Genomic DNA, 23,938 nt, shown 5'->3' on the forward strand with positions numbered 1-23,938 from the left:
GGAAACACAGATCAAGCACGGCAAGAAAGGGCTACACATCAACTGTTCCGGACTGTCTTCATCCTGGGACAAGTGCTACGCCAGCGCCGCCAATTCCTGCGCACCCAAGGGATACAAGGTCATCGCCAAGTCGGGAGATGCCGTGGAAGAGCCCGGCGATTACCCGTTTGGCCTCAATCCTGCGGGCTATACCAGCCGCAGCATGATTGTCATCTGCAAATAGGCAGAGCCGTCGCGTCAGGTCCTCGGGCTTGCGATCTGACGGCCGATTTCCTCGTAGCTGGACTTCAGCACCGTGCGCTGGATATCAGGGCTAGCCAGCATGCGCGCCACGACCAGCGCGCCAATACATTGCGACAGAATCGCCCACGCCAGGCTGTCGCTTTGCAGAACACCCGCCCAACGTTCCTGAAGCCGACAAATCCAGTGCTCCGCCTGTTGACGGACAGCCAGGTCGGAACGGGCAATTTCCGCCCCCAATGCAGGCAATGCACAACCGGTTTCCGGATTCTCGACGTGAGACATACTCAGGTACTGTTTCAAGCAGCGCTCAAGCTTGTCCCGGTCCTGCCCCTCCCCCAGTCGCGTCAGACTTTGCCCCAACTCACGTTCGACTATGCTTGCGAACAACTCGTCTTTCGACGAGAAGTGGCTATAGAAGGCGCCGCCACTCAAGCCAATCGCTTTCATCAGGCCGTCCACGCCCACCGTTGAAAATCCGGACTTCTTGGCCGATACCGCACTGCTTTCCAGCAGCCGTTGCCTGGTTTCCAGCTTGTGACTGGCCGAATAACGCATTGCCCTTCCCCCTAAATTGCTCGCCTTGACGCCTGTCGAATCATAGCATAACGTTCGTTTAGTTAACGATCGTTTACCAAAAGGGATCTACCCATGAATAACAAGAAGGTCGTACTGGTCGTCGGTGCAGGTGATGCCACGGGTGGCGCCATTGCCAAGCGTTTTGCCCAGGAGGGTTTTGTCGCCTGCGTCACCCGCCGCAGTGCAGACAAGCTCCAGCCACTGGTGGATGCCATCAAGGCCGACGGTGGCGAGGCCCACGGTTTCGCCTGCGATGCCCGTAAGGAAGACGATGTGGTGGCGCTGGTCGAGCAGATCGAAAGCGAGATCGGCCCCATCGAGGCGTTCGTGTTCAACATCGGCGCCAACGTGCCGTGCAGCATTCTCGAAGAAACCGCCCGCAAGTATTTCAAGATCTGGGAAATGGCCTGTTTTTCCGGTTTTCTCAATGCGCGGGAAGTGGCCAAACGAATGGCCAGGCGCCAGCGGGGCACGATCCTGTTCACCGGCGCCACTGCAGGCCTGCGTGGCGCAGCCGGGTTCGCCGCATTTGCCGGTGCCAAGCACGGCATTCGCGCGCTGGCGCAAAGCATGGCCCGAGAGCTCGGCCCGATGAATATTCACGTTGCCCATGTCGTCGTCGACGGCGCCATCGATACCGATTTCATCCGCGACAGCTTCCCCGAGAAATACGCGACCAAGGATCAGGACGGCATCCTCAATCCCGAGCATATCGCCGAAAACTATTGGTACCTGCACAGCCAGCCCCGCGATGCCTGGACCTTCGAGCTGGACCTTCGCCCTTGGAGTGAACGCTGGTAACTTTTCCCACACAACAATAAGACGAGCGCCTTGAACATGAGCAAAACCGTGGAGTTCTACTTCGACCTCGGCAGTCCCGCCACCTATCTGGCCTATACCCAGCTACCGAAGATCTGCGCGCAGACAGACACCCAATTGATCTACATCCCACTCTTGCTGGGCGGAGTATTCAAAGCTACCGGAAACGCCTCTCCGGCGACTGTCCCGGCCAAGGGCCGCTACATGTTTCAGGATCTGGACCGCTACGCCAAACGCTACGGCGTACCTCTGAAATTCAATCCGCACTTTCCGATCAACACCTTGATGCTCATGCGCGCCGTAACAGGCATGCAATTGCGTCACCCTGAACGCTTTGCCGCCTTCATCGATTGCCTGTTCAAGGCCATTTGGGTCGATGGTCGCAGCCTGGATGAATTGGCGACCGTCGCGGTGGTACTTGGCGAAAACGGGTTCGATCCACAAGAGATACTGGCCCTGACCGCCGATGAAGAAGTCAAAGCCCTGCTCAAGGACAACACCGAAAAAGCCGTACAGCGAGGCGTATTCGGAGCCCCAAGCATGTTTGTCGACAACCAGATGTACTTCGGCCAGGATCGACTGGACTTCGTGCTCGAAGCCTTGAGTTAAGCCCCGACCACCAACCACCCCTTTGCCGCTCCCGACAAGAGCGGTACAAGGGCAGCTTCTGTGCCCCGGCGAATCGTCGCCAATCCGCCAGGGTCAGAGCCTTTGTCGACTACATGAGCCAGGCGCTGGAGACAGCGCCCGGGCTGCAGCCAATCAGATAGCCGCGGTGCGAGTATTCAGCCAGTCCAGTGCGGCACCTTCGACCAATGGGCTCAGGCGCTCGCGCACTTCGGCGTGGTAAGCGTTGAACCACTGCTTTTCCTCGTCCGACAGCAGCGAAGTTTCCAGGCAGCGCGTATCGATCGGGCACAGGGTCAGCGTTTCGAACTTGAGGAACTCGCCGAATTCACTTTTGCCTGCCTCACGGTTCATCGCCAGGTTTTCGATCCGCACACCCCAACGCCCCGGACGATAGGTGCCCGGTTCAATGGACGTGATCATGCCGGGTTGCATCGCGGTTTGCGGTGCAGGTGCGGCCTGATAAGCGATGACTTGCGGACCTTCGTGGACGTTCAGGAAGTAACCGACGCCATGACCGGTGCCGTGACCGTAGTCGACACTTTCCGCCCAGATGGGCGCACGGGCGATCGCATCGAGCAGCGGCGACAGGATGCCTTTCGGGAACTGCGCGCGGGACAAGGCAATCACGCCTTTGAGCACGCGGGTGCAATCGCGTTTTTGCTCATCGGTCGGTGTGCCAACCGCAACCATCCGCGTGATGTCGGTGGTGCCGCCCAGGTATTGGCCGCCGGAGTCAATCAGCAGCAGGCCGTCCCCTTCGATCACCGCGTGTTCTTCTTCGGTGGCATGGTAGTGCGGCATCGCGCCATTGGCGTTGAACGCGGCGATGGTGTTGAAACTCAGCGACACATAATCCGGACGACGCTCACGGGCGGCGGTGAGTTTTTCGTCGATGGTCAGTTCGGTAATGCGCTCGCGCCCCAGCGCCGAGTCCAGCCAGGCGAAGAATTCGCACAGCGCTGCACCGTCCTGTTCCATGGCCTGACGGATGTGTTCGGCATCGGCCAGGCTCTTTTGCGATTTGGCCAGGGTGGTCGGGTTCAGGCCTTCGATCAGCTTCACCCCGCTGTTCAGGTTGTCCAGCAACCCCGCCGTAACCCGCGCCGGGTCGACCTGCAGGCTCGCACCGCTCGGCACGGCGCGCAGAGCAGCGGCGACTTCGCTGTAATCGCGCAAGGTCACGCCGTCCTGTTCGAGGATGGCGCGCAGTTCGGTGCTGACTTTGCTCAAGGCGACAAACAGCGTGGCCTGCTGTTGATTGATCAAGGCGAAGGAAACAAACACCGGGTTGAACGACACGTCGCCGCCACGCAGGTTGAACAGCCAGGCGATGTCATCCAGGGTGGCGATGAAATGCCAGTCGGCACCCCGCGCCTGAAGGGTTTCACGCAGCTTGGCGAGTTTTTCGCCACGGCTGACGGTCGCCTGTGGTGGCAGGTGCTGATAGATCGGTTCGTTCGGCAGGCCTGGGCGGTCGTTCCAGACGCCGCTCAACAGGTCGATGTCGGTACGCAGACGGGCGCCGCGCTCTTCAAGTTTGCTGCCCAGGGTCCGTGCCGAAGCCACGGCCATGACCGCGCCATCGACCGCGACAACGCCACCCTCCGGGGTTTGCTCGGCCAGCCATTCCAGTGGCCCGGGTTGACCCGGTTGTAGCTTGACCAGGTCAATGCCGCTGCCCTTGAGTTCCTTGGTCGCCTGCTCCCAATAACGGCTGTCGGCCCAGACGCCGGCAAAGTCCGGAGTCACGATCAAGGTGCCGACCGAACCATGGAAACCCGACAACCACTGGCGCCCCTGCCAGTAACCCGGCAGGTATTCGGACAGGTGCGGGTCGGCCGACGGCACCAGCAAGGCATGAATGCCCTCCCGGCTCATCAGTTCGCGGGTTTGCGCCAGGCGCTGGGGCACCGATCCATTGATCGAAAGCTGCGTATTCATCGTGTCTCCTGCTAACCACTTCATCATTATTGTTGGGTGCCGATCAATGTCGGCGCTTCGTCGCCCTATTGCCAGAATGCCGGAGCACTGGCGCAGGCTGCCTTGATCAGTTGAACCGCCTGGTCGATGTCCTGCTCGGTGGTGAAGCGCCCGAGGCTCAAGCGGATGGTGCGGCCGGCCGAGCGGGCATCGTGCCCCAGGGCCAGCAGTACATGGGATGGGGTATTGCTCGCGGAACTGCAGGCCGAAGTCGCGGAAAACGCGATCGATACCAGCAACGCCGCCGGGTTGAACTCGCCTTCGTCGAAGGTCAGGCTCAGGGTATGGGGAATGCGTCGGGTCGGGCTGCCGTTGAGACGCACGCCGGGAACGCTCTGCAATTGCTCGAGCAAGCGCTCACGCAAACGCACGATGGTGGCTTTCTCTTCATCGAACGCAGCCGCCGCCAGTGCAAAGGCCGCGCCCATGGCCACGATCTGATGGGTCGCCAACGTGCCGGAACGTAAACCGCCCTCATGCCCGCCGCCATGGATCTGCGCCTGCAAACGCTGTTGTGCACGCGGACCGACATACAACGCGCCGATGCCTTTGGGGCCATAGAGCTTGTGCGCGGAAAACGACATCAGGTCCACCGGCCACTGGCCGAGGTCGATCGCTACTTTGCCCGCGCCCTGTGCGGCATCGACATGGAACAACGCCCCGCGATCACGCACGACCTGACCGATGGCGGGAATGTCGTTGAGGGTGCCCAATTCGTTGTTGACCAGCATCAGCGACACCAGGAAGGTGTCCTCGCGCATGGCTTCGCTCACCGCTTGCGCCGTGATCAGGCCCTCGGCGTCCGGCACCAGATAGGTCACCGCGACACCGGCCTCCTGCAGCTGCCTGGCGGTATCGAGAATGGCCTTGTGTTCGATCTGGCTGGTGATGATATGGCCGCCGCCAGTGCCGCGGGCCTGGGTCACGCCTTTGAGCGCAAGGTTGTTGGATTCGGTGGCGCCGGAGGTCCAGACGATCTGCCCGGGCGTCGCGCCGACCAGTTCGGCGACCTGGCGTCGCGCCTGCTCCACCGATTGCCGGGCCTGCTGGCCGAAGGCGTGGGAGCTGGAGGCCGGGTTGCCGAAATTGCCGGTAATGCCCAGACACTCGACCATCACCTTGATGACCCGCTCATCCACCGGCGTGGTGGCGGCGTAATCGAAATACAACGGACGTTTATTCATAAAAGACTCTCAGAGCGTGTTCCGGGATCAGGAAGCTCGTGACTGCAAACGGCAAAGCGCAGCCTTGTGAGCTGCGCGCTGTTTTCAGAACGCTACCAATACCTGATCGGATGCCGTTAAAGAAGAATTACTTCATTTAAAAGTGCGTAGGAACGCTCCTGAAAAGTCAGCTTAACAGGCATCGGGCAACCGGTTGAAGCAATGCGTCAGCTAAAGCTTTCGAGCAACAGCGGATACAGCGAACCCACGAGCAGCGCGGCCATTCCCCAATTGAACAGGCGCAGCCAGCGGCGATCCTTCAGGACGTTGCGCAACAGCGTGCCGCAAGCGGCCCAGACACCGACACTCGGCAGGTTGATGATCGCAAAGACGGCCGCGATCACGATCACATTAGTGAAGTAACCCTGCATCGGCGTGTAGGTGCTGATAGCGCCAATGGCCATGATCCAGGCCTTGGGATTGACCCACTGGAACGCGGCGGCGCCCAGATAGCTGATCGGTTTCGCCTCGCCCTGCTGACTCTCCGACATGGGCCCGGAATGGGCGATTTTCCACGCCAGATACAGCAAATACGCCGCCCCCGCATAACGCAGCACGGTGTAGAGCACAGGGTAAGTCTGGAACACCGCGCCAAGGCCGAAACCGACCGCCACCACCAGTACAAAGAAGCCACAAGTGATGCCGAGCATGTGCGGAATCGTGCGGTTGAAGCCGAAGTTCACCCCGGATGCCAGCAACATGGTGTTGTTCGGGCCGGGTGTGATCGAGGTGACGAGGGCAAACAGGGCGAAGCCCAGCAGCAGGTCGAGTGAGAGCGTCATGGGTGGCAGTCCGTCAGGGTCGGTCAGGTGTTGACCCTATCGCACCCCCTGCACGAAACCCATGGACAGTTACGCGAAACTTGGAGCAGTACAGTTTCGCTTCAGCTTGGACGACCGTGAAGCTGTACAGATCGCCCGGCGTTCATTTCACCCTGGTTGTCGAAGTTGAACGACTTTTGCGGCTGGCCGAGCAGTTCGGCTTTTTTCGCGTGGTATTCGTCAAAGGACAAACCGCGGCGGTTCAGCGCCTCCAGTGCCAGTTCCTTGCTTTCTTCAGCCGTGTAAGGCCGAAGCTCAGGGGAAACATGGCTGGCACATCCGGCGAGTACGGAGACGGCTAGCATCAGCAAAGTGGCAATCATCGGTTTCATTTCTGGCGTCCTGGCGACTGGGTTCGAGGCAATGAACACAGGCTACCCGCGCCTCCCGGGCAGCAGAAATCAACGCTTTCAATAGTGGCTATCAAGAAATGGCGATCATTGTCGATGTGCTGGGAGCACACTGGCTGGAGCCGACCTGATGGCATTTGTGTGGCATTGCTGCTCGTCGGGCGCTCGGTGAGGCGAAAGAGGCTGGCCTATATTTATTCGGTCGTATAACGGCACAGGTACTTTCCATTCACGCAACAAGATCAGGGAGATCCATCATGAGCGTCAAACCCATTCCAGAGGGATATCACAGCATCACCCCCTATCTGGGCATCAACAAAGCCGCCGAAGCCATCGCATTCTACAAAAAAGCCTTCGGAGCCATTGAAATCATGCGCCTGGACATGCCCGACGGCAGTGTCGGCCACGCTGAACTGCGCATCGGCGATTGCCCGATCATGCTGGGCACACCATGTGATCAGGGGCCGCTGAGCAACCCGGACAATTCGCCGTCCGTGGGTCTGCACTTGTACGTGACGGATGTCGACAAGTCCTACAAACAGGCGATCGATGCCGGCGCAACCGTTGTATCGGAGGTCAAGGACCAGTTTTATGGCGACCGTTCCGGGACCTTGAAGGATCCCTACGGGCATCTGTGGTTCCTGGCCACGCACAAGGAAGACCTGACCCAGGAGCAGATCGAGCAACGGGCGAAGGAGATGTTTGCCCAGGGTTGAAATCCTTGGTGCTGGAGCGGGCCTCTTCGCGAACAGGCTCGCTCCCACAGAGGCCCCGCCTTCAACAGTACCGCCGACTAGCTAATCACTTGCGCAAGCATGCCCGCCCGCGACCTGTCGGCAATGAGAAACATTTTCTTTCATTTCCCCTTTCGGGATTTCCCCCGCTCATCCGTCCTACATAGATGCAGTCCTGTCGCGTAGGCAAAAGCCACGACAGGACCTTCAGGGCGCTCCCCCCTGCGAAGCCCGCAGCCGAGCTGCCTCTCATCGAGCCAAGACCTCCAACATGTCAAAGAAGTCCCGTTCAAAAATCTGGTTCCTGGTCCATAGCTGGCTGGCGCTGCCGATCTGGTTTTTCGTGCTGATCGTCTGTGTGACTGGAACCCTGGCCGTCATCAGCCAGGAGATCGTCTGGCTGGCCAATCCGTCAATGCGCGCCAGCCAGCCCTCGGACGATGCTCCGCTGCTCAGCTATCAGCAGGTCATCGAGGCCATCAACAGGGCCGAACCGCAGACCGTAGTGCAGAGCATCAGCCGCCCCGACGAGTCGCACTTCGCACTGGATGTCGAAGTCAGCTACCCCGACGGGCGCTCGGTGGTGATTTATGTCAATCCGTACAGCGGCGTGATCCAGGGCGTCGCGCCGGAGTTCAACTTCCGCGCCTTTACCCGCGCCCTGCACGCTTGGTGGCTGGTGCCGTTCACCAATGGTTACAGCTGGGGCTGGTACCTGGTGTCGTTTCTCGGCTTGCCGTTGCTGGCTTCGCTGATCACCGGGCTGGTGGTCTACAAACGTTTCTGGAAAGGTTTTTTTCGCCCGACCCTGCGCTTTCGCCACGGTGCGCGGATTTTCTGGGGCGACTTTCACCGCTTGAGCGGCATCTGGTCGATCTGGTTCATCGCGGTGATTTCCATTACCGGCACCTGGTTCCTGATCCAGGCCTTGCTGTCCGATAACCAGATTTCCATCTCCACGGAAAAGATCATCCCGGCGATGTCCCGCGAAGCGGTGCCGCTGTCGCCCGATGGCTCGCCCCCGCCGCGTATCGACCTTGATCGCGCGGTTGAAATCGCCACACAGGAAATCTCCGGGCTGGAGGCCAGTTTCGTCAGCCTGCCGGGCAATGCCTACAGCCATCTGGATGTCGGCGGACGCGGTTGGTATCCGTTGATGTTCCAGACCGCCACGATCAACCCGTACAACGGTGAAATCGCCGCCTCGCGCCTGATCTCGGACCGTTCGGCCCTGGAGTTCGTCACCGAGTCCATGCGCCCGCTGCACACCGGCGATTTCGGCGGACTGTGGATCAAGCTGATCTGGGCGTTCTTCGGCCTGTTGCTGAGCATGATGGTGCTCAGCGGCCTGCTGATCTGGACCAAGCGCACGGCGCTGGCCACGGCCAATGCTTTCAAACGCAGCAACAAGAAACAGCGCGACGCCGTGGCGCAACCGGCCACGAACCACGAAGTGTCGGAGGTCGACCTGTGAGCAAAGACATTGCAGCCCCACAACCCTCGCGCCTGAGCGTGTTCTGGCACAAATGGCGCTTTCACCTGAATGTCCTGTTGTTGCTGATTCCACTCGGTTTCATGCCCAAGTACTTCGCCGACGAGGCATTGATGCGCGGCGACAGTGGCCTTGGCGAACGGGAAGTCGGCGAAGTCCGGGTCGGTCCCTGGAGCCTGCGCCTGGCGGAATTGCGCAATTCAGCCCCGATGCTCGAAGGCCCCGCCGGCCACATGAAGGGTTTCAACGCCGCGCTGTGCGAGGCCTGTATCGGCCAGGTCAAGGCCACTTACCTGCGTATCGGCAAGCCCCGCAGCCTGCGCGCCGCCGGGGTGATTTTCTTCGGCGCCCCGTACCGCATGGGCGCTTCGCTGCCCGTCCCGGAAAAGACCACGGCCGACGCCGAACTATGGATCACCATGGAAGGCTGGGACGGCGCCATGCATCAGGCATCCATTCCTTTGAGCCAGGCCTCCCCCGCCACCATCGCCTGGTTGAACAAACAAGGAGGCAAACCATGATCAACCCTCTTCGCCCGCTCAACGCCGTGTTGCTGCTGCTCTGCGCCGGCTTCAGCGCCAGCGCGCTGGCCCACAACCCGATGTGCGAATGCAAGGCCATCGACGCCGAACAGATCAAGTGCACCGGCGGTTTTTCCGACGGCAGCGGCGCTCCTGGCGTGACCCTCGATGTGATCGGCTACGACGAAACCATCCTGGTACCGGGCAAGCTCGGGCCTGATTCGACCCTGACCTTCAAGAAGCCCGGCGCCGAGTTCTATGTGCTGTTCGACGCTGGCCCCGGTCACGTCGTGGAAATCGACCAAGCGGACATCGAGGCGCCATGAGCACTCCAACGACCCAAGTCGTGCGCCCGGCCGGGGCCGGTCACGAAACCCTCTACGTTCTGCTGCTGTGCCTGATGATCCTGGCGGTGGCCGGCTCGGTGGTGCTCTGGCGCGGTGAATCCCATGAGGTGAGCAGCGTTAGCAGCCATCAACTGGATGCGCGCCGTGACCTCAGTGCATCCGAGCAAGGTATCTACGCCGATTTGCGGGTGACGCTGGACGAGATCCACCTGCTGCGTCAGGAGCAGCAAGCGCTGCCAACTCCCGAGGCGCTGGCCGAGGAAGGGTTTGCGCCGTTTGCCCGGGACGCCAGCTCCGTCAGCCGGGGCGGCCATGCCTGGCAATTGCTCGACGACAAGGCCTATTTCGGCCAGAGCCAGACGCCGACGGTCGCCGGTTCATTCCTGATGCGCCTGGCCGCAGCCAATGATGCACCGGACATCTGGCTCAACCGCGCCAGCACGCTCACGGCCCCTGCCGACCTCAGCGACGCCGCGCTCGAAAGCGCCGGCTGGCAGCAGGTCGTCGCCCAATTCGATGCCGGCGTGACCCGCCAGCACCGGCACTGAACCCTCGCCTTTTTCCGAGAGAAGACCGCTTTCCCATGCCCAATTCATCTCAATGTTGTTTTTTGCGCCTGCTGCTGGTCGGCTTGCTCGCCTGCCTGCTGCCATCACTGGCCAGCGCCGACGAAGCCAAGCGCCTGCGCATCGGCATCACCCTGCATCCCTACTACAGCTACGTGGCGAACATCGTCGGCGACAAGGCCGAGGTGGTGCCGCTGATTCCGGCCGGTTTCAACCCGCATGCCTACGAGCCCCGCGCCGAAGACATCAAGCGCATCAGCGGGCTGGACGTGATCGTGCTCAACGGCGTCGGACATGACGATTTCGCCGACCGCATGATCGCCGCCAGCGAAACCCCGAACGTGCCGGTAATCGAAGCCAACGAAAACGTACCGCTGCTGGCCGCCACCGGCGTGGCCGCACGCGGTGCCGGCAAAGTGGTAAACCCGCACACCTTCCTGTCGATCAGCGCCTCGATTGCCCAGGTCAACAACATCGCTCGGGAGCTGGGCAAACTCGATCCCGCCAATGCCAAAACCTACACCGAGAACGCCCGCGCCTATGGCAAGCGCTTGCGCAAGATGCGCGCCGACGCCCTGGCCAAACTGACCCAGGCACCGAACGCCGAACTGCGGGTGGCCACGGTGCATGCGGCCTACGACTACCTGCTGCGTGAGTTCGGCCTGGAAGTAACAGCCGTGGTCGAACCGGCCCACGGTATCGAGCCAAGCCCAAGCCAGCTGAAGAAAACCATCGATCAACTGCGTGAACTGGACGTGAAAGTGATCTTCTCGGAGATGGACTTTCCTTCCACTTACGTCGACACCATCCAGCGCGAATCCGGGGTGAAGCTGTATCCGCTGTCGCACATTTCCTACGGCGAGTACACCGCCGACAAGTACGAAAAGGAAATGACCGGCAACCTCGACACCGTGGTGCGGGCGATTCAGGAGTCGGGGGCATGACATCGAAAGAAACCATCCTGGCCGATGCAGAATCCCCTGTGGTAGCGAGCCTGCTCGCGAAGACGTCCAGTCAGGCGCCATCATCACTGAATGACACACCGCAATCGCGAGCAAGCTCGCTCCCACAGGTTCTCGGACCGACCGTGGGTTTTGCTGACGTCAGCCTGACCCTTGGCCGCACGACGATCCTCGACAACGTAACCTTCCAGGTCCGCCCCGGCAGCGTGCACGCACTGGTCGGCCCCAACGGTGGCGGCAAGAGTTCTCTGATCAAGACCCTGCTCGGGCAAATGCCGCATCAGGGCCGCTTGAGCCTGCAGTGGCCCGCCGAGCCGGGGGCCATCGGCTATGTGCCACAGGCGCTGGAGTTCGACCGGGGCTTGCCGATGACCGTCGACGATTTCATGGCCGCCATGTGCCAGCGTCGCCCGGCCTTTCTCGGCTTGAGCAAACACTACGCGGCGGCGATTGGCGAGGCGCTGGAGCGGGTCGGCATGCAGGACAAACGCAAGCGCCGCATGGGCGCGCTGTCCGGCGGCGAACGGCAACGGGTGTTGCTGGCCCAGGGACTGATTCCGGCTCCGCAATTGCTGGTGCTTGACGAACCGATGTCGGCCCTCGATGAGGCCGGCATCCGGGTGTTCGAACGCTTGCTCGGCGACTGGCGAGCAGCGGGCATCACCGTGCTGTGGATCGAGCACGACCTGGAAGCGGTCGGGCGCCTGGCCGATCACGTCACCGGGCTCAATCGCCGGGTGCTGTTCGACGCCATGCCGCAACAAGCGCTGACACCGGAGCGTCTGCTGACCCTGTTCTCGACCCACCCACGGAGTCTTGCCTGATGAGTTACGAAGCTTTTCGCCTGATAGTCCAGGGCTGGGCGTCGTCGGGTTATCTGCCCGAGGCGCTGGCCTATGGGTTCGTGGTCAACGCCTTGATCGCCGGCCTGCTGATCGGCCCGGTGCTGGGCGGCCTGGGCACGCTGGTGGTGGTCAAGCGCTTCGCGTTTTTCTCCGAGGCGGTCGGTCATGCTGCACTGACTGGCGTGGCCATCGGCATCCTGCTCGGCGAACCCTACACCGGGCCTTACGGCAGCCTGTTCGGCTACTGCCTGCTGTTCGGCATCCTGCTTAATTACCTGCGTAACCGCACCGGCCTGGCGCCGGACACCTTGATCGGTGTGTTTCTCTCGGTGTCACTTGCCCTGGGCGCGAGCCTGCTGCTGATTCTGGCGGGCAAGATCAACGTGCACATTCTGGAAAACGTACTGTTCGGCTCGGTGCTGACGGTCAACGGCAACGACCTGCTGGTGCTGGCCATCGTCGGTTCGCTGGTCATGGCCCTGGCCTTGCCGTTGTACAACCGCATCATGCTCGCCAGTTTCAATCCGCAGCTGGCGGCGGTGCGCGGGGTGGCGGTGAAAACCCTGGATTACCTGTTCGTGATTCTGGTGACGCTGATCACTGTTGCCGCCGTGAAAGTCATCGGCGCGATTCTGGTGGGCGCCCTGCTGGTGATTCCGGCCGCCGCGGCACGTTTGCTCAGCCAGTCACTGAAGGGCTTTTTCTGGTGTTCGGTGCTGATCGCTACCGTCAGCACGCTGTGCGGGATTCTCGCGCCGATTGTCTTCGACCTGCCGATCCCGTCCGGCGCCGCGATCATCCTCGTGGCCGGTATCGCCTTCGCCCTGGCCGCCCTCGCGCGCGGCGTCGTCCCCAGCCTGAAAGGGAACCTTGGATAAATGACTTTTTCGATGCGTCAACTGACCCTCGCCGTCGCCCTGTGTGGGCTGGCGACAACGGCCATGGCCACCGACAACGGCAAACCGCTGCGTGTGCTGGCCTCCTTGCCGATTACCTATGGGCTGGGTGAGGCGTTGCTCAAGGGCACCGATGTCAGCCTCGAACGTGCGGCCCCGGCCAGTTTGCCCGGCAGCCGCCAGACTGCCTACTTCACCGGCCGTGGCGCCCCGGCGCTGGCCAAACTGGCGGACGATGCCGATGCGGTGATCGGCCTGCGCTCACTGTGGCCGGATGACCCGCTGTACCCGATCTCACGGCGCAGCAATATCCGTATCGTCGAAGTCGACGCCGCCCGCCCGGTGGACGGCGCCCTGCCCGGCATAGCCGTACAGCCTGACAACAAGGTCGACGGCCTGAACAGTCAGCCGTGGCTCTCCAGCAATAACATGGGGCGTATGGCCGATGTAATGGCGGCGGATCTGGTACGCCTGGCTCCCGAGGCCAAGCCGCAAATCGACGCCAACCTGGCAGCGCTCAAGCAGCGTTTGCTCAAGCTCAGCGCCATCAGCGAGGCGCGGCTGGCCGATGCGGATAACCTGAGTGTGATGAGCCTCAGCGATCACTTTGGTTACCTGATCGGCGGCCTCAATCTGGAATTGATCGGCCAGGACCCACGCGCCGATGCCGAGTGGACACCGGAGGCGCTAAAGCAGTTGGGCGCAACGCTCAAGGACAATGACGTGGCGGTGGTGCTGCATCACCGGCAGCCGTCGGATGCGCTGAAAGCGGTGATTGCCGGGTCGGGTAGCCGGTTGGTGGTGTTGAGTACCGATGCCGAGGATCCGGTGGCGGAGCTGGAGGGGAATGTGGATTTGCTGATCAAGGGGCTGAGTGGTGTGTAATTGAATTAGACCGAGTTATCGTTCATCGCGAGCAGGCTCACTCCCACAGGGGATTTTCAGTGGACACAGAACTTGTGTAAATCCGAGATCAAATGTAGGAGCGAGCCTGCTCGCGATAGCGGCCTGATAGGCGACACAAGACCTGAAAAAGCCCGCTGACCTTACCGGTTCAGCGGGCTTCTTTTTGCATGACGGATCAGTGCGCCACAGCCGCCTGCTCATCCATCTTCTGCCGCAGGCTCAACGGGCGCATGTCGGTCCAGGTCTCTTCGATGTAGGCCAGGCATTCCTTTTTCAGCCCGCTTTTGCCCACGGTGCGCCAGCCTTGTGGCACGGCTTTGTAGTCGGGCCAGATCGAGTATTGCTCTTCGTGGTTGACCACGACCTGAAAGAGGATGTCCTCGCGGTCGAATACTGACGTCATGGTGTCTCTCCATCGTTTTCGGGCGGGCTGCGCTGTGTGCGCAGCCGTTATGTAGAAGGAACGTTCCGCAGGGCGAAAAATTTAAAGACTGACGGCGGCGGTCAGGGCCCGGCCGAAGATTTCGGCCACGCGATCGATTTGCGCAGTAGTAATCACCAGCGGCGGCAGGAAGCGCACCACCGCGCCATGGCGGCCGCCGAGCTCCAGGATCAACCCACGCTTGAGGCATTCGCGCTGCACCAGGGGTGCCAGGCGGGCGAAGGCCGGCGGATGACCTTGGGCATCCAGTGCGCCCGTCGGGTCGACCAGTTCGACACCGAGCATCAGGCCACGCCCACGAATATCGCCCAGTTGCGGGAAGTCCCGCTGCAGGATGCGCAGGTGCTCGGCCAGACGCTCGCCCATCGCAGCGGCATGCTCGCAGACCTTGTGCTCCACCAGATAACGCATCACCGCGGAACCGGCGGCCATGGCCATCTGGTTGCCACGGAACGTCCCGGCATGGGCGCCCGGCAGCCAGGTGTCGAGCCAGTCGCGATAGACCACCACCGCCAGCGGCAGGCTGCCGCCGATGGCCTTGGACATCACCACGACATCGGGAATGATCCCGGCATGCTCGAAGGCGAACATCTTGCCGGTGCGGGCGAAGCCACTCTGGATTTCATCGACGATCAGCGCGACACCCGCCTGCTCGGTGATCCGCCGCAAGCCGCGCAGCCAGTCCAGATCCGCCGGGATCACCCCGCCCTCGCCCTGCACCACTTCCACGATCACCGCCGCCGGCAATTGCACGCCGGCCTCGGGATCGTTGAGCAGGTTTTCCAGGTAACTCAGGTTCGCGTTGACCCCGGGCGCGCCGCCGAGCCCGAACGGGCAGCGGTAATCGTATGGGTACGGCATGAACTGAACGCCGCTGGCGAGCAAGGCGCCCAACGGCTTTTTCGGACCCAAGCTGCCCATCAGGCTCAACGCGCCCTGGCTCATGCCGTGATAGCCACCCTGGAACGAGATCACGGTGCTGCGACCGGTAGCGGTACGCACCAGTTTCAGCGCAGCTTCCACGGCGTCGGTGCCGGTGGGGCCGCAAAACTGGATCTTCGCTTCAGCAGCCAGGGCCGGCGGCAGCAGGCCGAACAGGTCCTGAACGAACTGGTCCTTGACCGGCGTGGTCAGGTCCAGGGTATGCAGCGGCAGTTCATCGGCCAGCACTTGCTGAATAGCTTCGATCACCACCGGGTGGTTGTGCCCCAGCGCCAGGGTCCCGGCACCGGCCAGGCAGTCGATGAAGGTGCGGCCTTCGACGTCTTCGACGTAAATGCCCTTGGCACGCTTGAGCGCCAGGGGAATGCGTCGCGGATAGCTGCGGGCGTTGGATTCCTGCCGGCTCTGACGGGCCAGCAGCGGCGATTCGTTGAATTGATAAAGCGTCTCGGCGGGCGTCGCCGGCTGCTCTTCGATAAGGCTGGTAGCGACTGACATCTCTCGACCCCTCAATAAGGTTTTCCTGTTCTGGAAACGCATCAGCGCTTGAGGGATTTAGGCGGTAACACGGAAACCTTTGTAGGAGCGAGCTCTGCTCGCGATGGACTCAAGAACACCGCGTGCATTCAGAAAGCACGCGTTATCGTTATCGACCATCGCGAGCGAACTCGCTCCTACAGTGGTATGTGGTGTTTGTCAGATGGATTGCAGCGGCATCGTCAGCTCAACCCGCAAGCCGTCCGGCCGGCTATCGAAATGCAACGTGCAACCGCAACGCTGAACGATGGCCTGGACAATCGCCAGCCCCAGACCACAACCGGTGCTCTGGCCGTTGCGCCAGAAGCGCTGGGTCAGGTGTTGCAGATCTTCTTCGGCAATCCCCGGCCCATGGTCGCGCACCACGAACTGCACACGATTGCCGGTGGTTTCCAGGCTCAACTCCACCGTTTTGTCGGCGGGGGTATGGCGCAGTGCGTTGTCGAGCAAGTTGCGCAGCGCGGCAATCGACAGCACGGCGGGCATTTGTACCGGCGCGGCGGAAACCTTGCCCGGTGCCTGAAACCTGATGCGCTGACGGTCGCCGCTCGCCGCGTCCTGGATCGCCAGTTTCGCCACCTGCTCGGCGTTGCACTGCACACCGTCGTCAAACGACAGACTGCCCTCGACGCGCGCCAGCAACAGCAATTGTTCGAGTGTCCGGTGCATGCGGTCGGCGCCCTCTTCGGCCCGGGCCAGGGACTGATCCCGGGCGTTGCCGTCGGTCATCCGCGCCACTTGCAGGTGGGTCTTGATCGCGGTCAGCGGACTGCGCAGTTCGTGGGCCGCGTCACCGGTCAGGCGACGTTCGCGCTCGATGGTCTTGCCGATGCGCTGGAGCAACTGGTTCTGGGTTTCCAGCAAGGGTTGCAGCTCGCTGGGCAGTGGCTGGATCTGCAAGGGTTCGAGGGAGTCGGCGCTGCGGCGCATCAAGGCGTCGCGCATGCGGTTGAGCGGCGCCAGCCCCTGGCCGATGCCCAGCCAGAGCAGACACAGGCAACCGAGCAGCGCCACGCCCACCGGCACCGAAGCGGCCAGCAGGATCGACATGTTCAACGCCTCGCGCTCGATCTGCCGGTCGGCGGTGGTGATGCGCAGATCGCCCCGGGCCAGTGTAAAGCTGCGCCACGGCGCGCCGTCGATCATCTGATCGTGAAAACCGAGTTTCTCGGCCTCCAGGGTCTGCTGCGGCTCGGTGTGACTGCGGGCGAGGATTTCACCGCGCAACGAGCTGACCTGGCAGGCCATGCCGCCTGGAATATTCAGCTGTTCGGCGCTGAAGTGGGTGCCCTCGCCCTTGCTCGGCACGGGCGGCAGTTGCTCCATCAGGCCGGCGACCATGCGCGCCGACGCCACCAGGCGCTGGTCGAGGGAAAACATCATTTGATTGCGCAAATCGCTGAGCATCCAGGCCGCGGCCAGGGCCCAGATCAAGGCAAATGCGGCGCCGAGCGTCAGGCTCAGGCGCAAACGCAGACTCATCACTTCGATTGATCTCCGCCATCCGCCGGCCCCAGGCGATAGCCCAGGCCGCGCACTGTTTCAACGATGCCTTTACCCAATTTGCTGCGCAGGTGATGGATATGAACGTTGAGGGCGTTGCTTTCCAGTTCGTCGTTGAAACCGTAGACGCTGTCCTTGAGCTGCTCGGTGGACAGCACCCGGCCACGGTTATGCAGCAAGGCCTGCAACAGCGATTGTTCTCGACGCGACAGGTCCACCGGTTGCCCCGCGAGCCTGGTTTCGCGGCTGCTCGGGTCGTAGGTCAGGGCACCATGCTCGATCAGGTTGACGCTGCGCCCCGCCACTCGCCGCAACAGCGTGTGCAAGCGTGCAGCGAGTTCGCGCAGGTCGAACGGCTTGAGCAGATAGTCGTCGGCGCCGGCTTGCAGGCCGTCAACCCGGTCGGTGACCGAATCCCGCGCGGTGAGAATCAGCACCGGGATTTCCAGGCCATGGTGACGCAACTGCTGCAGCAACTTGAGGCCATCTTCATCGGGCAGGCCGAGATCGAGCACCATGACATCGAACTCCGCGACCTTGAGCATCGCCCGGGCGGCGGACGCCGTGGCGACGTGTTCCACGGTCAGGCCCTGGGCGGTCAGGCCGGCGACGATACCGCTGGCGATCAGTTCATCGTCTTCGCAAACCAGTACGTGCATGGGGAGCCTCGTAGAAATAAAGCCTATTAAGCCGTTGACCGATTAAGTCGACATTATGCCGCAAGTGCCACCGCCACAAGGCCGGGACGGTTAATCATCGGTTAATCGCCACCCGCCACTGTGCACCTCATTAGCACAGGGCAAAGGCTTATCCATGCGTCGTCTGTTTTTACTTTTTACCCTCTTGATCGCGGGCCTGGCCCAGGCGGGAACCAATCCGTTCGACACCAAACCTGAATTTCTCCCGGTTGATAAAGCCTTCACGTTTACCTCTGAACGTCTGGAATCCGGTGAAACCCAGCTCTATTGGCAGATCACCGACGGCTATTACCTGTACCAGAAACGCTTGAAGTTCGACGGATTGCCTGTCGGGCAGCATCCCGCGCTGCCGGAAGGTGAAGCCCACAGCGACGAGTTTTTCGGTGAACAGCAAGTCTACCGTCAGGGCCTGGAACTGAAGATTCCGGCGGGTGCCAGTGGTCAGGTCAAGGTCAGTTACCAGGGCTGTGCCGATGCCGGTTTGTGTTATCCGCCACAAACCAGGGTCGTGGACCTGGGTAACACCAATGCGCTGAATGCAACCACTGAAGCACCGGACCAGGCGCTGGCCAGCGACCTGCAACAACGGGCGCTGGGCTGGAGCCTTTTGCTGTTTTTCGGCCTGGGCCTGTTGCTGGCCTTCACGCCCTGTTCATTGCCGATGCTGCCGATCCTGGCCGGGTTGATCGTCGGCAGTGGAGCTTCGCCCAAACGTGGATTCGCCCTGGCCAGCAGCTACGTGGTCAGCATGGCGCTGGTGTATGCGGCGATGGGTGTCTTGGCCGCCTCCCTCGGGGCGAACCTGCAAGCCTGGTTGCAGAACCCCTGGCTGCTGGGCAGTTTCGCGGCGATTTTCGTGTTGCTGGCGCTGCCGATGTTCGGCTACTTCGAACTGCAATTGCCGGTGGCCGTGCGTGATCGCCTGGAAAACGTCTCGCGCAATCAACGCGGCGGCAGTCTGATCGGCGCCGGGGTGCTGGGGGCCCTGTCCGGCCTGCTGGTCGGCCCGTGCATGACCGCACCGCTGGCCGGCGCCCTGCTCTACATCGCGCAAAGCGGTAACGCGTTGCATGGCGGATTGATTCTGTTCGCCATGGGCATCGGCATCGGCGTGCCGCTGCTGTTGCTGGTGACAGTCGGCAATCGCTTCATGCCCAAACCCGGCGCCTGGATGAACCTGGTCAAAGGCATTTTCGGCTTCCTGTTCCTCGCCACCGCGTTGCTGATGCTGCGCCCGGTGCTGGACGAATCCCTATGGGTCGGCTTGTGCGGTGCGCTACTGTTGATCGCGGCCTACAGTGCCTGGAAACAGTCGGAAGGTTTCGGCCGCATCGCGCACCTGTTTGGCGCCAGTTCGTTGTTGCTCGGTTTGTGGGGCAGTCTGTTGGTGATCGGGGCGGCCGGTGGCAGCGACGATCCGTTCAAACCCTTGCAGGTCTTCCGCGCTTCGAACCAGGCGGTAGCCGCCGTGCCGGCTGGCCACGATGCCTTCACCACCATCAAGGATCCGCAGGCACTGCAACGGGAACTCGACGCCGCGCAGGCTCAGGGCCAGTGGGTGCTGCTGGACTACTACGCCGACTGGTGCGTGTCGTGCAAGGTCATGGAAAAACAGGTGTTCGGCAAAGCCAATGTCCTCGCAGCCTTGAGCGACGTGCGCTTGCTCCGGCTGGACGTGACCGCCGACAATGCCGCCAGCCGCGAACTGCTCGGCCGTTACAAAGTGCCGGGGCCACCGAGCCTGCTGTGGATTGGCGTGGACGGTGAAGAGCGGCGCAGCCAGCGCATCACCGGCGAGGTCGATGCCGATACTTTCCTGCAACGCTGGACCATCACCCGAGACGCCCGTTAATGCTGACCTTCACCCTCGGCACCTTTGCCATCGCGCTTAATCACCTGCTGCTGATCAGTGCGCTGGCGCTGGCCACTTTTGTCGGCTGGCGGGTTGCCAGGCGTGGTGGTGAAAACCCCGAGTCGGTGCTGTTCAGCCTGTTCCTGCTGGGCATGCTGGCAGCCCGAATCAGTTTCGTGGCGGCCTATTGGGTGCACTATCGCAATGATCCGTGGCAGGTCATCGACCTGCGCGATGGCGGTTTTCTCGCCTGGCCGGGGGTAGTTGTGGTTTTGCTCGCCACGCTGTATCGCGGCTGGCGTCGCCCGGGGCTGCGCCGTCCATTGGGCTTTGGCGTGGCCAGTGGCCTGGCGTTCTGGCTGTTGGCGACCTTCTCCCTGTCGATTTATGAGCAAGGCACACGCCTGCCGGAAATCACCCTGCGCAACGCCGCCGGCGAAACCGTGCAACTGGCCGACTACAAGGGCGGCCCTTTGGTGATCAACCTCTGGGCCACCTGGTGCCCACCGTGCCGCCGGGAAATGCCGGTACTGGAAAACGCCCAGCAACACCGGCCGGACCTGACGTTCCTGTTCGTCAATCAGGCGGAAAGCATGCAAAGCGTCGCGACATTCCTGGAAACCCAGGGCCTGAGCCTGTCCAACGTGCTGTTCGACGGCAGCGGGCGCCTGAGCCAGGCCGTCGGATCCATGGCATTGCCGACTACGCTGTTCTACAACCCCGAAGGTCGCCTACTGGGCAGCCATCTGGGCGAGTTGTCGGAAGCCAGCCTGGCCCGCGCACTGGAAAACTTCGACACCGTACCCGCCACTTCTTCAAGGAAACTGCCATGCCCCGCCTCCGCCACCTGCTGACACTGAGCCTCGGTGCTGCCCTGTTGCACCTGCCATCGGTGCAGGCCGAAGAGTTGCCCGATGCGATCAAGAAAATCGAGGCCAAGGGCGCGAAAATCGTCGGCCAGTTCGACGCCCCCGACGGCTTGCGCGGTTATGCCGCGCAATACCAGAACCGCGGCATGGCGCTGTACCTGACCCCGGATGGCAAACACGTGTTGCTGGGCAACCTGTATGACGCCGAGGGCAATGACCTGAGCAGCGCGCCATTGCAGAAACTGGTGTATGCCCCGATGGCCAAGGAAGTCTGGGCCAAGTTCGAAACCAGCAACTGGATCGGCGATGGCAAGAAGGATGCGCCACGCGTGGTGTACCTGTTCAGTGACCCGAACTGCCCGTACTGCAACATGTTCTGGGAACAGGCCCGGCCGTGGGTCAAGGCCGGCAAGGTGCAACTGCGCCACATCATGGTGGGCATCATCCGTGAAGACAGCCCTGGGAAATCCGCCGCACTGCTCGCCGCCAAAGACCCGGAAAAAGCCCTGCAGGAGCACGAAGCCGCTGGCAAGGACAGTTCGCTCAAGGCCTTGAAGGAAGTGCCGCCGGCGATTCAGGCAAAATTTGCGGCCAACATGCAATTGATGGAAGAGCTGGAGTTACAGGCGACGCCGGCGATTTTCTACATGGACGACAAGGGCAATCTGCAACAGCAGCAAGGCGCGCCGTCGCCGGACAAACTGGCGAAGATTCTCGGGCCGAAGTAAGTAGTCCGCCGTCAGATTCACGGTGATAACGCTGACGCCATCGCGGGCAAGCCCGCTCCCACAGGGACCTTCGGAGTTCGCACAATTTGTGCTTCACATTGCCCACTGTGGGAGCGGGCTTGCCCGCGATAGGTCCAGGACAACCGGCTAAGTTCTCTCAGCTAAAAATTTCAGCAGTTCGGCGGTGACGAACCCAGGATTTTCCAGACTGGAAATATGCCCCGCCTCCGGCACCAGCACCCAAGGGCAGCCAATCAGCTCAGCCATTTCACGGGCTTCACCCGGTGGCCGAGGCTTGTCCTGATCGCCGCACATCACCAGTGTGGTCGCTACGTCCAGTTCGCCCAGACGCGATAACTGATCATCGCGCCCAAACGTAATCCGCCCCATCGGCACGATACTTTCACGCAGACGATCCGCAGGCAGAGCCGCGAGGGAAGCATGAAAATCCCGGTAGAGCGCCGACTGCGGATCAATGCCCGGCCGGAAGAAAATCGGCACCACGATATCCAGCAGCGCCGGAGTGATGACACCCGCCTCTTCGATCTGCTTCAACAGTGAAAAATAATACTGGCGAGTCGGCTCCGGTTCGGCGCCGACGTAGGTGTCCATCAGCACCAGCCCGTTGATCCGCTGCGCTGCAGATAAGGCCAGGCGTACGCCCCACATACCGCCGACCGACAGACCAACCAGCGTGACCCGTTCGATGTCCAGATGGTCGAGCAAGACCAATGCCTGACGCGCCAGGTCATCCAGCGATGTGGTACCGACAGGCAACGGCCCGGATTGGCCGTGCCCCCACAGGTCCAGGGCTATCACCCGATACTGCTGCGACAGCGCGGCAATCTGCGGCGCCCACATGGCCTGGTCCCACAGATAGCTGCCGGCCAGCAGCACCGCCGGGCCGGTGCCTTGATCGATGTAGTGAAGGGCTTGTCCGTCTATCGTTACGAAGGGCATCGACTGTCTCCGCGAGTAAAAATGGAGCCGGAAGACTGCGCGGCTGACGGATCGCCGTCAATCGCGAGAATGTATGGGTTTGCATAACCGCCATCGCGAGCAGGCTCTCGGAACCATTGGTCGGAAATGCCTTTTTTTCCCAGTAAAACTGTCAAGTCTGACAGTAGCCACCACCTTGTTTGGAATGGAAATCTAGCCACTGTCGCAATCGCCGACATACAGACAGGAGTGGTTACCATGGCTCAGGAAAAATCTCCAACATTGCCGTACCCCAAGGTCAAGTACGCAACCAGTGACAATCTGCTCTACTCCCTGGAGGCCATAAACGGCACCAAGGTCTCTGTTGCCTTTGAAGGCATGCGCAAAAGACACAGGATTCAACTGCATTGGGATGGACCATCAGGGGCAGGCAGGCCAACGCTGCCGGTTGTCGATGGCAGTGACAGTGGCAGTGTAGTGATTCCGATCGATGCGTCAGTCATCGGTGCCTGTGTCAGTAAAACCGTGCACGCCTGGTATACCGCCACACTTGACGATTTGGAGGAGGAATCTCACTCGCTGGAACTGACGATCGAATCGATTGAACCTGAAGACCTGCCAGATCCAGAATTTCGTGACCTGAAATGGTTTGAAGGCGATTGGTGGCTGGACATGGAAAAATTCTCCGGCGATGCCCGGATCGCCCTGCCGAGGTGGCCTTTCATCGCCGCCGGACAGCGTCTGTGGATTCTGGCTGTAGGCAATGAGCACCTGATTGGCGACTACCGTTTCTCCTGGGTGCTGGAAAACCACGTCGTGACAACACAGGACGTTGAGTCTGAAGATGGATTTCAACTGGATCTCTCGCGCGAATGGCTGTCCGGTTGTGAGGACTATTCTTCTGTCACCTTGAATGTGGCCGTGACGTTCGACGGTGCATTCGGTACACCACCGGTGGATCCGTCGGTTTCTCTCCTGCCGGAAAACGCCCATGAGTTACCTCACGCCACTGCCAAACTACGGCTGACTGACATTGAGGAGTTCTCGCTGTTCGACGACTTTGAAAGCTATCCGGCAAAAGAGTATCTCGGGCCTGGCAGTATTATCGAAACGCGTCTTTTGAAGTTCGAGTTGCCTCGAGACTCTCGCAAGGGCATCGGCCTGCATCTCGTGCGAACTCCCCCCGAAAACATTCCCGGAATGCTTGAGAAGCAGGCGTTGGCGCTGTTCTGTGGAGGCGTCGCAGGGCAGACTCAAAAAGCATACTTTCGGCTCAAATGGAAGTGCAGCCGCATCAAGTTTGCGTACGCGACAACCGGCGAGGGCGCGACCTTCAAGTTCTTTGGCGAGGGAGATCAGTTGCTCGAGGAGCAAGAGGTAGAAAGTGAGACATGGGTTGATTTTCAGGACCCGGAAGGTCGACTGACTCATTACATCGAAGTGGAAAGTTCAGCGCACAGTTCTATTGATAACCTGACCATCTGGCACAGGGGGGAATCCAATCCCGAATAAGCCGC

At 61.3% G+C, this 23,938-nt stretch carries 26 protein-coding genes and 1 pseudogene (1 of these 27 running past the window's edge); 17 read left to right on the forward strand and 10 right to left on the reverse strand.

What is annotated here, in order from left to right:
- Window positions 1-223, forward strand: the 3' portion of a protein-coding gene (locus AC3IX1_RS19980) for a hypothetical protein (protein WP_489385518.1). 59 nt of this gene lie to the left of the window's left edge; only the last 223 of its 282 coding nucleotides appear in the window; its start codon lies beyond the left edge, outside the window; its stop codon occupies window positions 221-223.
- 14 nt (window positions 224-237) lie between these two features.
- On the opposite strand, the gene AC3IX1_RS19985 is transcribed toward AC3IX1_RS19980, so the two are convergent.
- Window positions 238-798, reverse strand: coding sequence for a TetR/AcrR family transcriptional regulator (locus AC3IX1_RS19985; protein ID WP_489385519.1), 561 nt, complete (start codon window positions 796-798; stop codon window positions 238-240).
- A gap of 93 nt (window positions 799-891) precedes the next feature.
- Here AC3IX1_RS19985 and AC3IX1_RS19990 point away from each other — a divergent pair, with 93 nt between their 5' ends.
- The 3 genes and pseudogenes from AC3IX1_RS19990 to AC3IX1_RS20000 form a co-directional block, all read left to right on the forward strand.
- Window positions 892-1,620: an SDR family oxidoreductase gene (locus tag AC3IX1_RS19990; RefSeq protein ID WP_489385520.1), complete on the forward strand. Its 729-nt coding sequence runs from the start codon at window positions 892-894 to the stop codon at window positions 1,618-1,620.
- A 36-nt stretch (window positions 1,621-1,656) separates the two neighbouring features.
- Window positions 1,657-2,247: a 2-hydroxychromene-2-carboxylate isomerase gene (locus AC3IX1_RS19995; protein ID WP_489385521.1), complete on the forward strand. Its 591-nt coding sequence runs from the start codon at window positions 1,657-1,659 to the stop codon at window positions 2,245-2,247.
- Window positions 2,248-2,309: 62 nt separating this feature from the next.
- A pseudogene (locus AC3IX1_RS20000) lies at window positions 2,310-2,408 on the forward strand (LysR family transcriptional regulator); the annotation flags it as partial.
- Here the strand turns inward: AC3IX1_RS20000 and AC3IX1_RS20005 are convergent.
- The 4 genes from AC3IX1_RS20005 to AC3IX1_RS20020 form a co-directional block, all read right to left on the reverse strand.
- Entirely contained in the window at window positions 2,401-4,209 is a 1,809-nt protein-coding gene (locus AC3IX1_RS20005) for an aminopeptidase P family protein (protein ID WP_489385522.1), read from the reverse strand. The pseudogene AC3IX1_RS20000 and the gene AC3IX1_RS20005 sit on opposite strands and share 8 nt — an antisense overlap.
- A gap of 65 nt (window positions 4,210-4,274) precedes the next feature.
- A complete protein-coding gene (locus tag AC3IX1_RS20010; protein ID WP_489385523.1) occupies window positions 4,275-5,432 on the reverse strand; it encodes a cysteine desulfurase family protein in 1,158 nt (385 codons plus the stop codon).
- A gap of 206 nt (window positions 5,433-5,638) precedes the next feature.
- Window positions 5,639-6,253 (reverse strand): LysE family translocator, encoded by a 615-nt coding sequence (locus AC3IX1_RS20015; RefSeq protein WP_489385524.1) that lies wholly within the window; start codon window positions 6,251-6,253, stop codon window positions 5,639-5,641.
- A gap of 101 nt (window positions 6,254-6,354) precedes the next feature.
- Complete coding sequence (locus tag AC3IX1_RS20020) at window positions 6,355-6,624, reverse strand: hypothetical protein (RefSeq protein ID WP_008054245.1); 270 nt, start codon at window positions 6,622-6,624, stop codon at window positions 6,355-6,357.
- 275 nt (window positions 6,625-6,899) lie between these two features.
- Between AC3IX1_RS20020 and AC3IX1_RS20025 the strand changes: the two genes are divergently transcribed.
- The 9 genes from AC3IX1_RS20025 (at window position 6,900) to AC3IX1_RS20065 (ending at window position 13,890) form a co-directional block, all read left to right on the forward strand.
- A complete protein-coding gene (locus AC3IX1_RS20025) occupies window positions 6,900-7,358 on the forward strand; it encodes a VOC family protein (RefSeq protein WP_489385525.1) in 459 nt (152 codons plus the stop codon).
- Between the two features lie 289 nt (window positions 7,359-7,647).
- Window positions 7,648-8,850, forward strand: a complete 1,203-nt coding sequence (locus tag AC3IX1_RS20030) for a PepSY-associated TM helix domain-containing protein (RefSeq protein ID WP_489385526.1) — start codon at window positions 7,648-7,650, stop codon at window positions 8,848-8,850.
- A complete protein-coding gene (locus tag AC3IX1_RS20035; protein WP_489385527.1) occupies window positions 8,847-9,389 on the forward strand; it encodes a thiamine pyrophosphate-binding protein in 543 nt (180 codons plus the stop codon). The genes AC3IX1_RS20030 and AC3IX1_RS20035 overlap by 4 nt, the downstream gene beginning before the upstream one ends.
- Window positions 9,386-9,715 (forward strand): hypothetical protein, encoded by a 330-nt coding sequence (locus AC3IX1_RS20040; protein ID WP_489385528.1) that lies wholly within the window; start codon window positions 9,386-9,388, stop codon window positions 9,713-9,715. The genes AC3IX1_RS20035 and AC3IX1_RS20040 overlap by 4 nt, the downstream gene beginning before the upstream one ends.
- Window positions 9,712-10,284 (forward strand): DUF6162 family protein, encoded by a 573-nt coding sequence (locus AC3IX1_RS20045; protein ID WP_489385529.1) that lies wholly within the window; start codon window positions 9,712-9,714, stop codon window positions 10,282-10,284. The genes AC3IX1_RS20040 and AC3IX1_RS20045 overlap by 4 nt, the downstream gene beginning before the upstream one ends.
- Window positions 10,285-10,319: 35 nt before the next feature.
- Window positions 10,320-11,246: a metal ABC transporter substrate-binding protein gene (locus tag AC3IX1_RS20050; protein WP_489385530.1), complete on the forward strand. Its 927-nt coding sequence runs from the start codon at window positions 10,320-10,322 to the stop codon at window positions 11,244-11,246.
- Window positions 11,243-12,088, forward strand: coding sequence for a metal ABC transporter ATP-binding protein (locus AC3IX1_RS20055; protein WP_489385531.1), 846 nt, complete (start codon window positions 11,243-11,245; stop codon window positions 12,086-12,088). Before AC3IX1_RS20050 ends, AC3IX1_RS20055 begins: the two co-directional genes overlap by 4 nt.
- Window positions 12,088-12,987, forward strand: coding sequence for a metal ABC transporter permease (locus tag AC3IX1_RS20060; protein WP_489385532.1), 900 nt, complete (start codon window positions 12,088-12,090; stop codon window positions 12,985-12,987). Before AC3IX1_RS20055 ends, AC3IX1_RS20060 begins: the two co-directional genes overlap by 1 nt.
- Complete coding sequence (locus AC3IX1_RS20065) at window positions 12,988-13,890, forward strand: metal ABC transporter substrate-binding protein (RefSeq protein ID WP_489385533.1); 903 nt, start codon at window positions 12,988-12,990, stop codon at window positions 13,888-13,890.
- A 196-nt stretch (window positions 13,891-14,086) separates the two neighbouring features.
- Here the strand turns inward: AC3IX1_RS20065 and AC3IX1_RS20070 are convergent, their stop codons facing one another.
- The 4 genes from AC3IX1_RS20070 to AC3IX1_RS20085 all read right to left on the reverse strand — a co-directional run bounded on the left by AC3IX1_RS20070 (window position 14,087) and on the right by AC3IX1_RS20085 (window position 17,994).
- Window positions 14,087-14,314, reverse strand: coding sequence for an MbtH family protein (locus AC3IX1_RS20070; RefSeq protein ID WP_057713869.1), 228 nt, complete (start codon window positions 14,312-14,314; stop codon window positions 14,087-14,089).
- Window positions 14,315-14,395: 81 nt separating this feature from the next.
- Window positions 14,396-15,793 (reverse strand): aspartate aminotransferase family protein, encoded by a 1,398-nt coding sequence (locus AC3IX1_RS20075; protein ID WP_489385534.1) that lies wholly within the window; start codon window positions 15,791-15,793, stop codon window positions 14,396-14,398.
- 198 nt (window positions 15,794-15,991) lie between these two features.
- Window positions 15,992-17,317, reverse strand: a complete 1,326-nt coding sequence (locus AC3IX1_RS20080) for an ATP-binding protein (protein ID WP_489385535.1) — start codon at window positions 17,315-17,317, stop codon at window positions 15,992-15,994.
- Window positions 17,314-17,994: a response regulator gene (locus AC3IX1_RS20085; protein WP_489385536.1), complete on the reverse strand. Its 681-nt coding sequence runs from the start codon at window positions 17,992-17,994 to the stop codon at window positions 17,314-17,316. The genes AC3IX1_RS20080 and AC3IX1_RS20085 overlap by 4 nt, the downstream gene beginning before the upstream one ends.
- Before the next feature lie 154 nt (window positions 17,995-18,148).
- Between AC3IX1_RS20085 and dsbD the strand changes: the two genes are divergently transcribed.
- Genes dsbD through dsbG form a run of 3 tightly spaced genes read left to right on the forward strand, consistent with a single transcriptional unit; the run spans window position 18,149 to window position 21,482 of the window.
- Window positions 18,149-19,885 (forward strand): protein-disulfide reductase DsbD, encoded by a 1,737-nt coding sequence (dsbD, locus tag AC3IX1_RS20090; RefSeq protein ID WP_489385537.1) that lies wholly within the window; start codon window positions 18,149-18,151, stop codon window positions 19,883-19,885.
- Window positions 19,885-20,739: a TlpA family protein disulfide reductase gene (locus AC3IX1_RS20095; RefSeq protein ID WP_489385538.1), complete on the forward strand. Its 855-nt coding sequence runs from the start codon at window positions 19,885-19,887 to the stop codon at window positions 20,737-20,739. The genes dsbD and AC3IX1_RS20095 overlap by 1 nt, the downstream gene beginning before the upstream one ends.
- Complete coding sequence (gene dsbG / locus AC3IX1_RS20100; RefSeq protein WP_489305413.1) at window positions 20,715-21,482, forward strand: thiol:disulfide interchange protein DsbG; 768 nt, start codon at window positions 20,715-20,717, stop codon at window positions 21,480-21,482. The genes AC3IX1_RS20095 and dsbG overlap by 25 nt, the downstream gene beginning before the upstream one ends.
- A gap of 147 nt (window positions 21,483-21,629) precedes the next feature.
- Here the strand turns inward: dsbG and AC3IX1_RS20105 are convergent, their stop codons facing one another.
- On the reverse strand, window positions 21,630-22,442 hold the full coding sequence (locus AC3IX1_RS20105; protein WP_489385539.1) for an alpha/beta fold hydrolase: 813 nt from the start codon (window positions 22,440-22,442) through the stop codon (window positions 21,630-21,632).
- 237 nt (window positions 22,443-22,679) lie between these two features.
- Here AC3IX1_RS20105 and AC3IX1_RS20110 point away from each other — a divergent pair, with 237 nt between their 5' ends.
- Entirely contained in the window at window positions 22,680-23,933 is a 1,254-nt protein-coding gene (locus AC3IX1_RS20110) for a hypothetical protein (RefSeq protein WP_489385540.1), read from the forward strand.
- Window positions 23,934-23,938: the final 5 nt, after the last annotated feature.

Source organism: Pseudomonas sp. KH_046_2 (assembly GCF_057838985.1).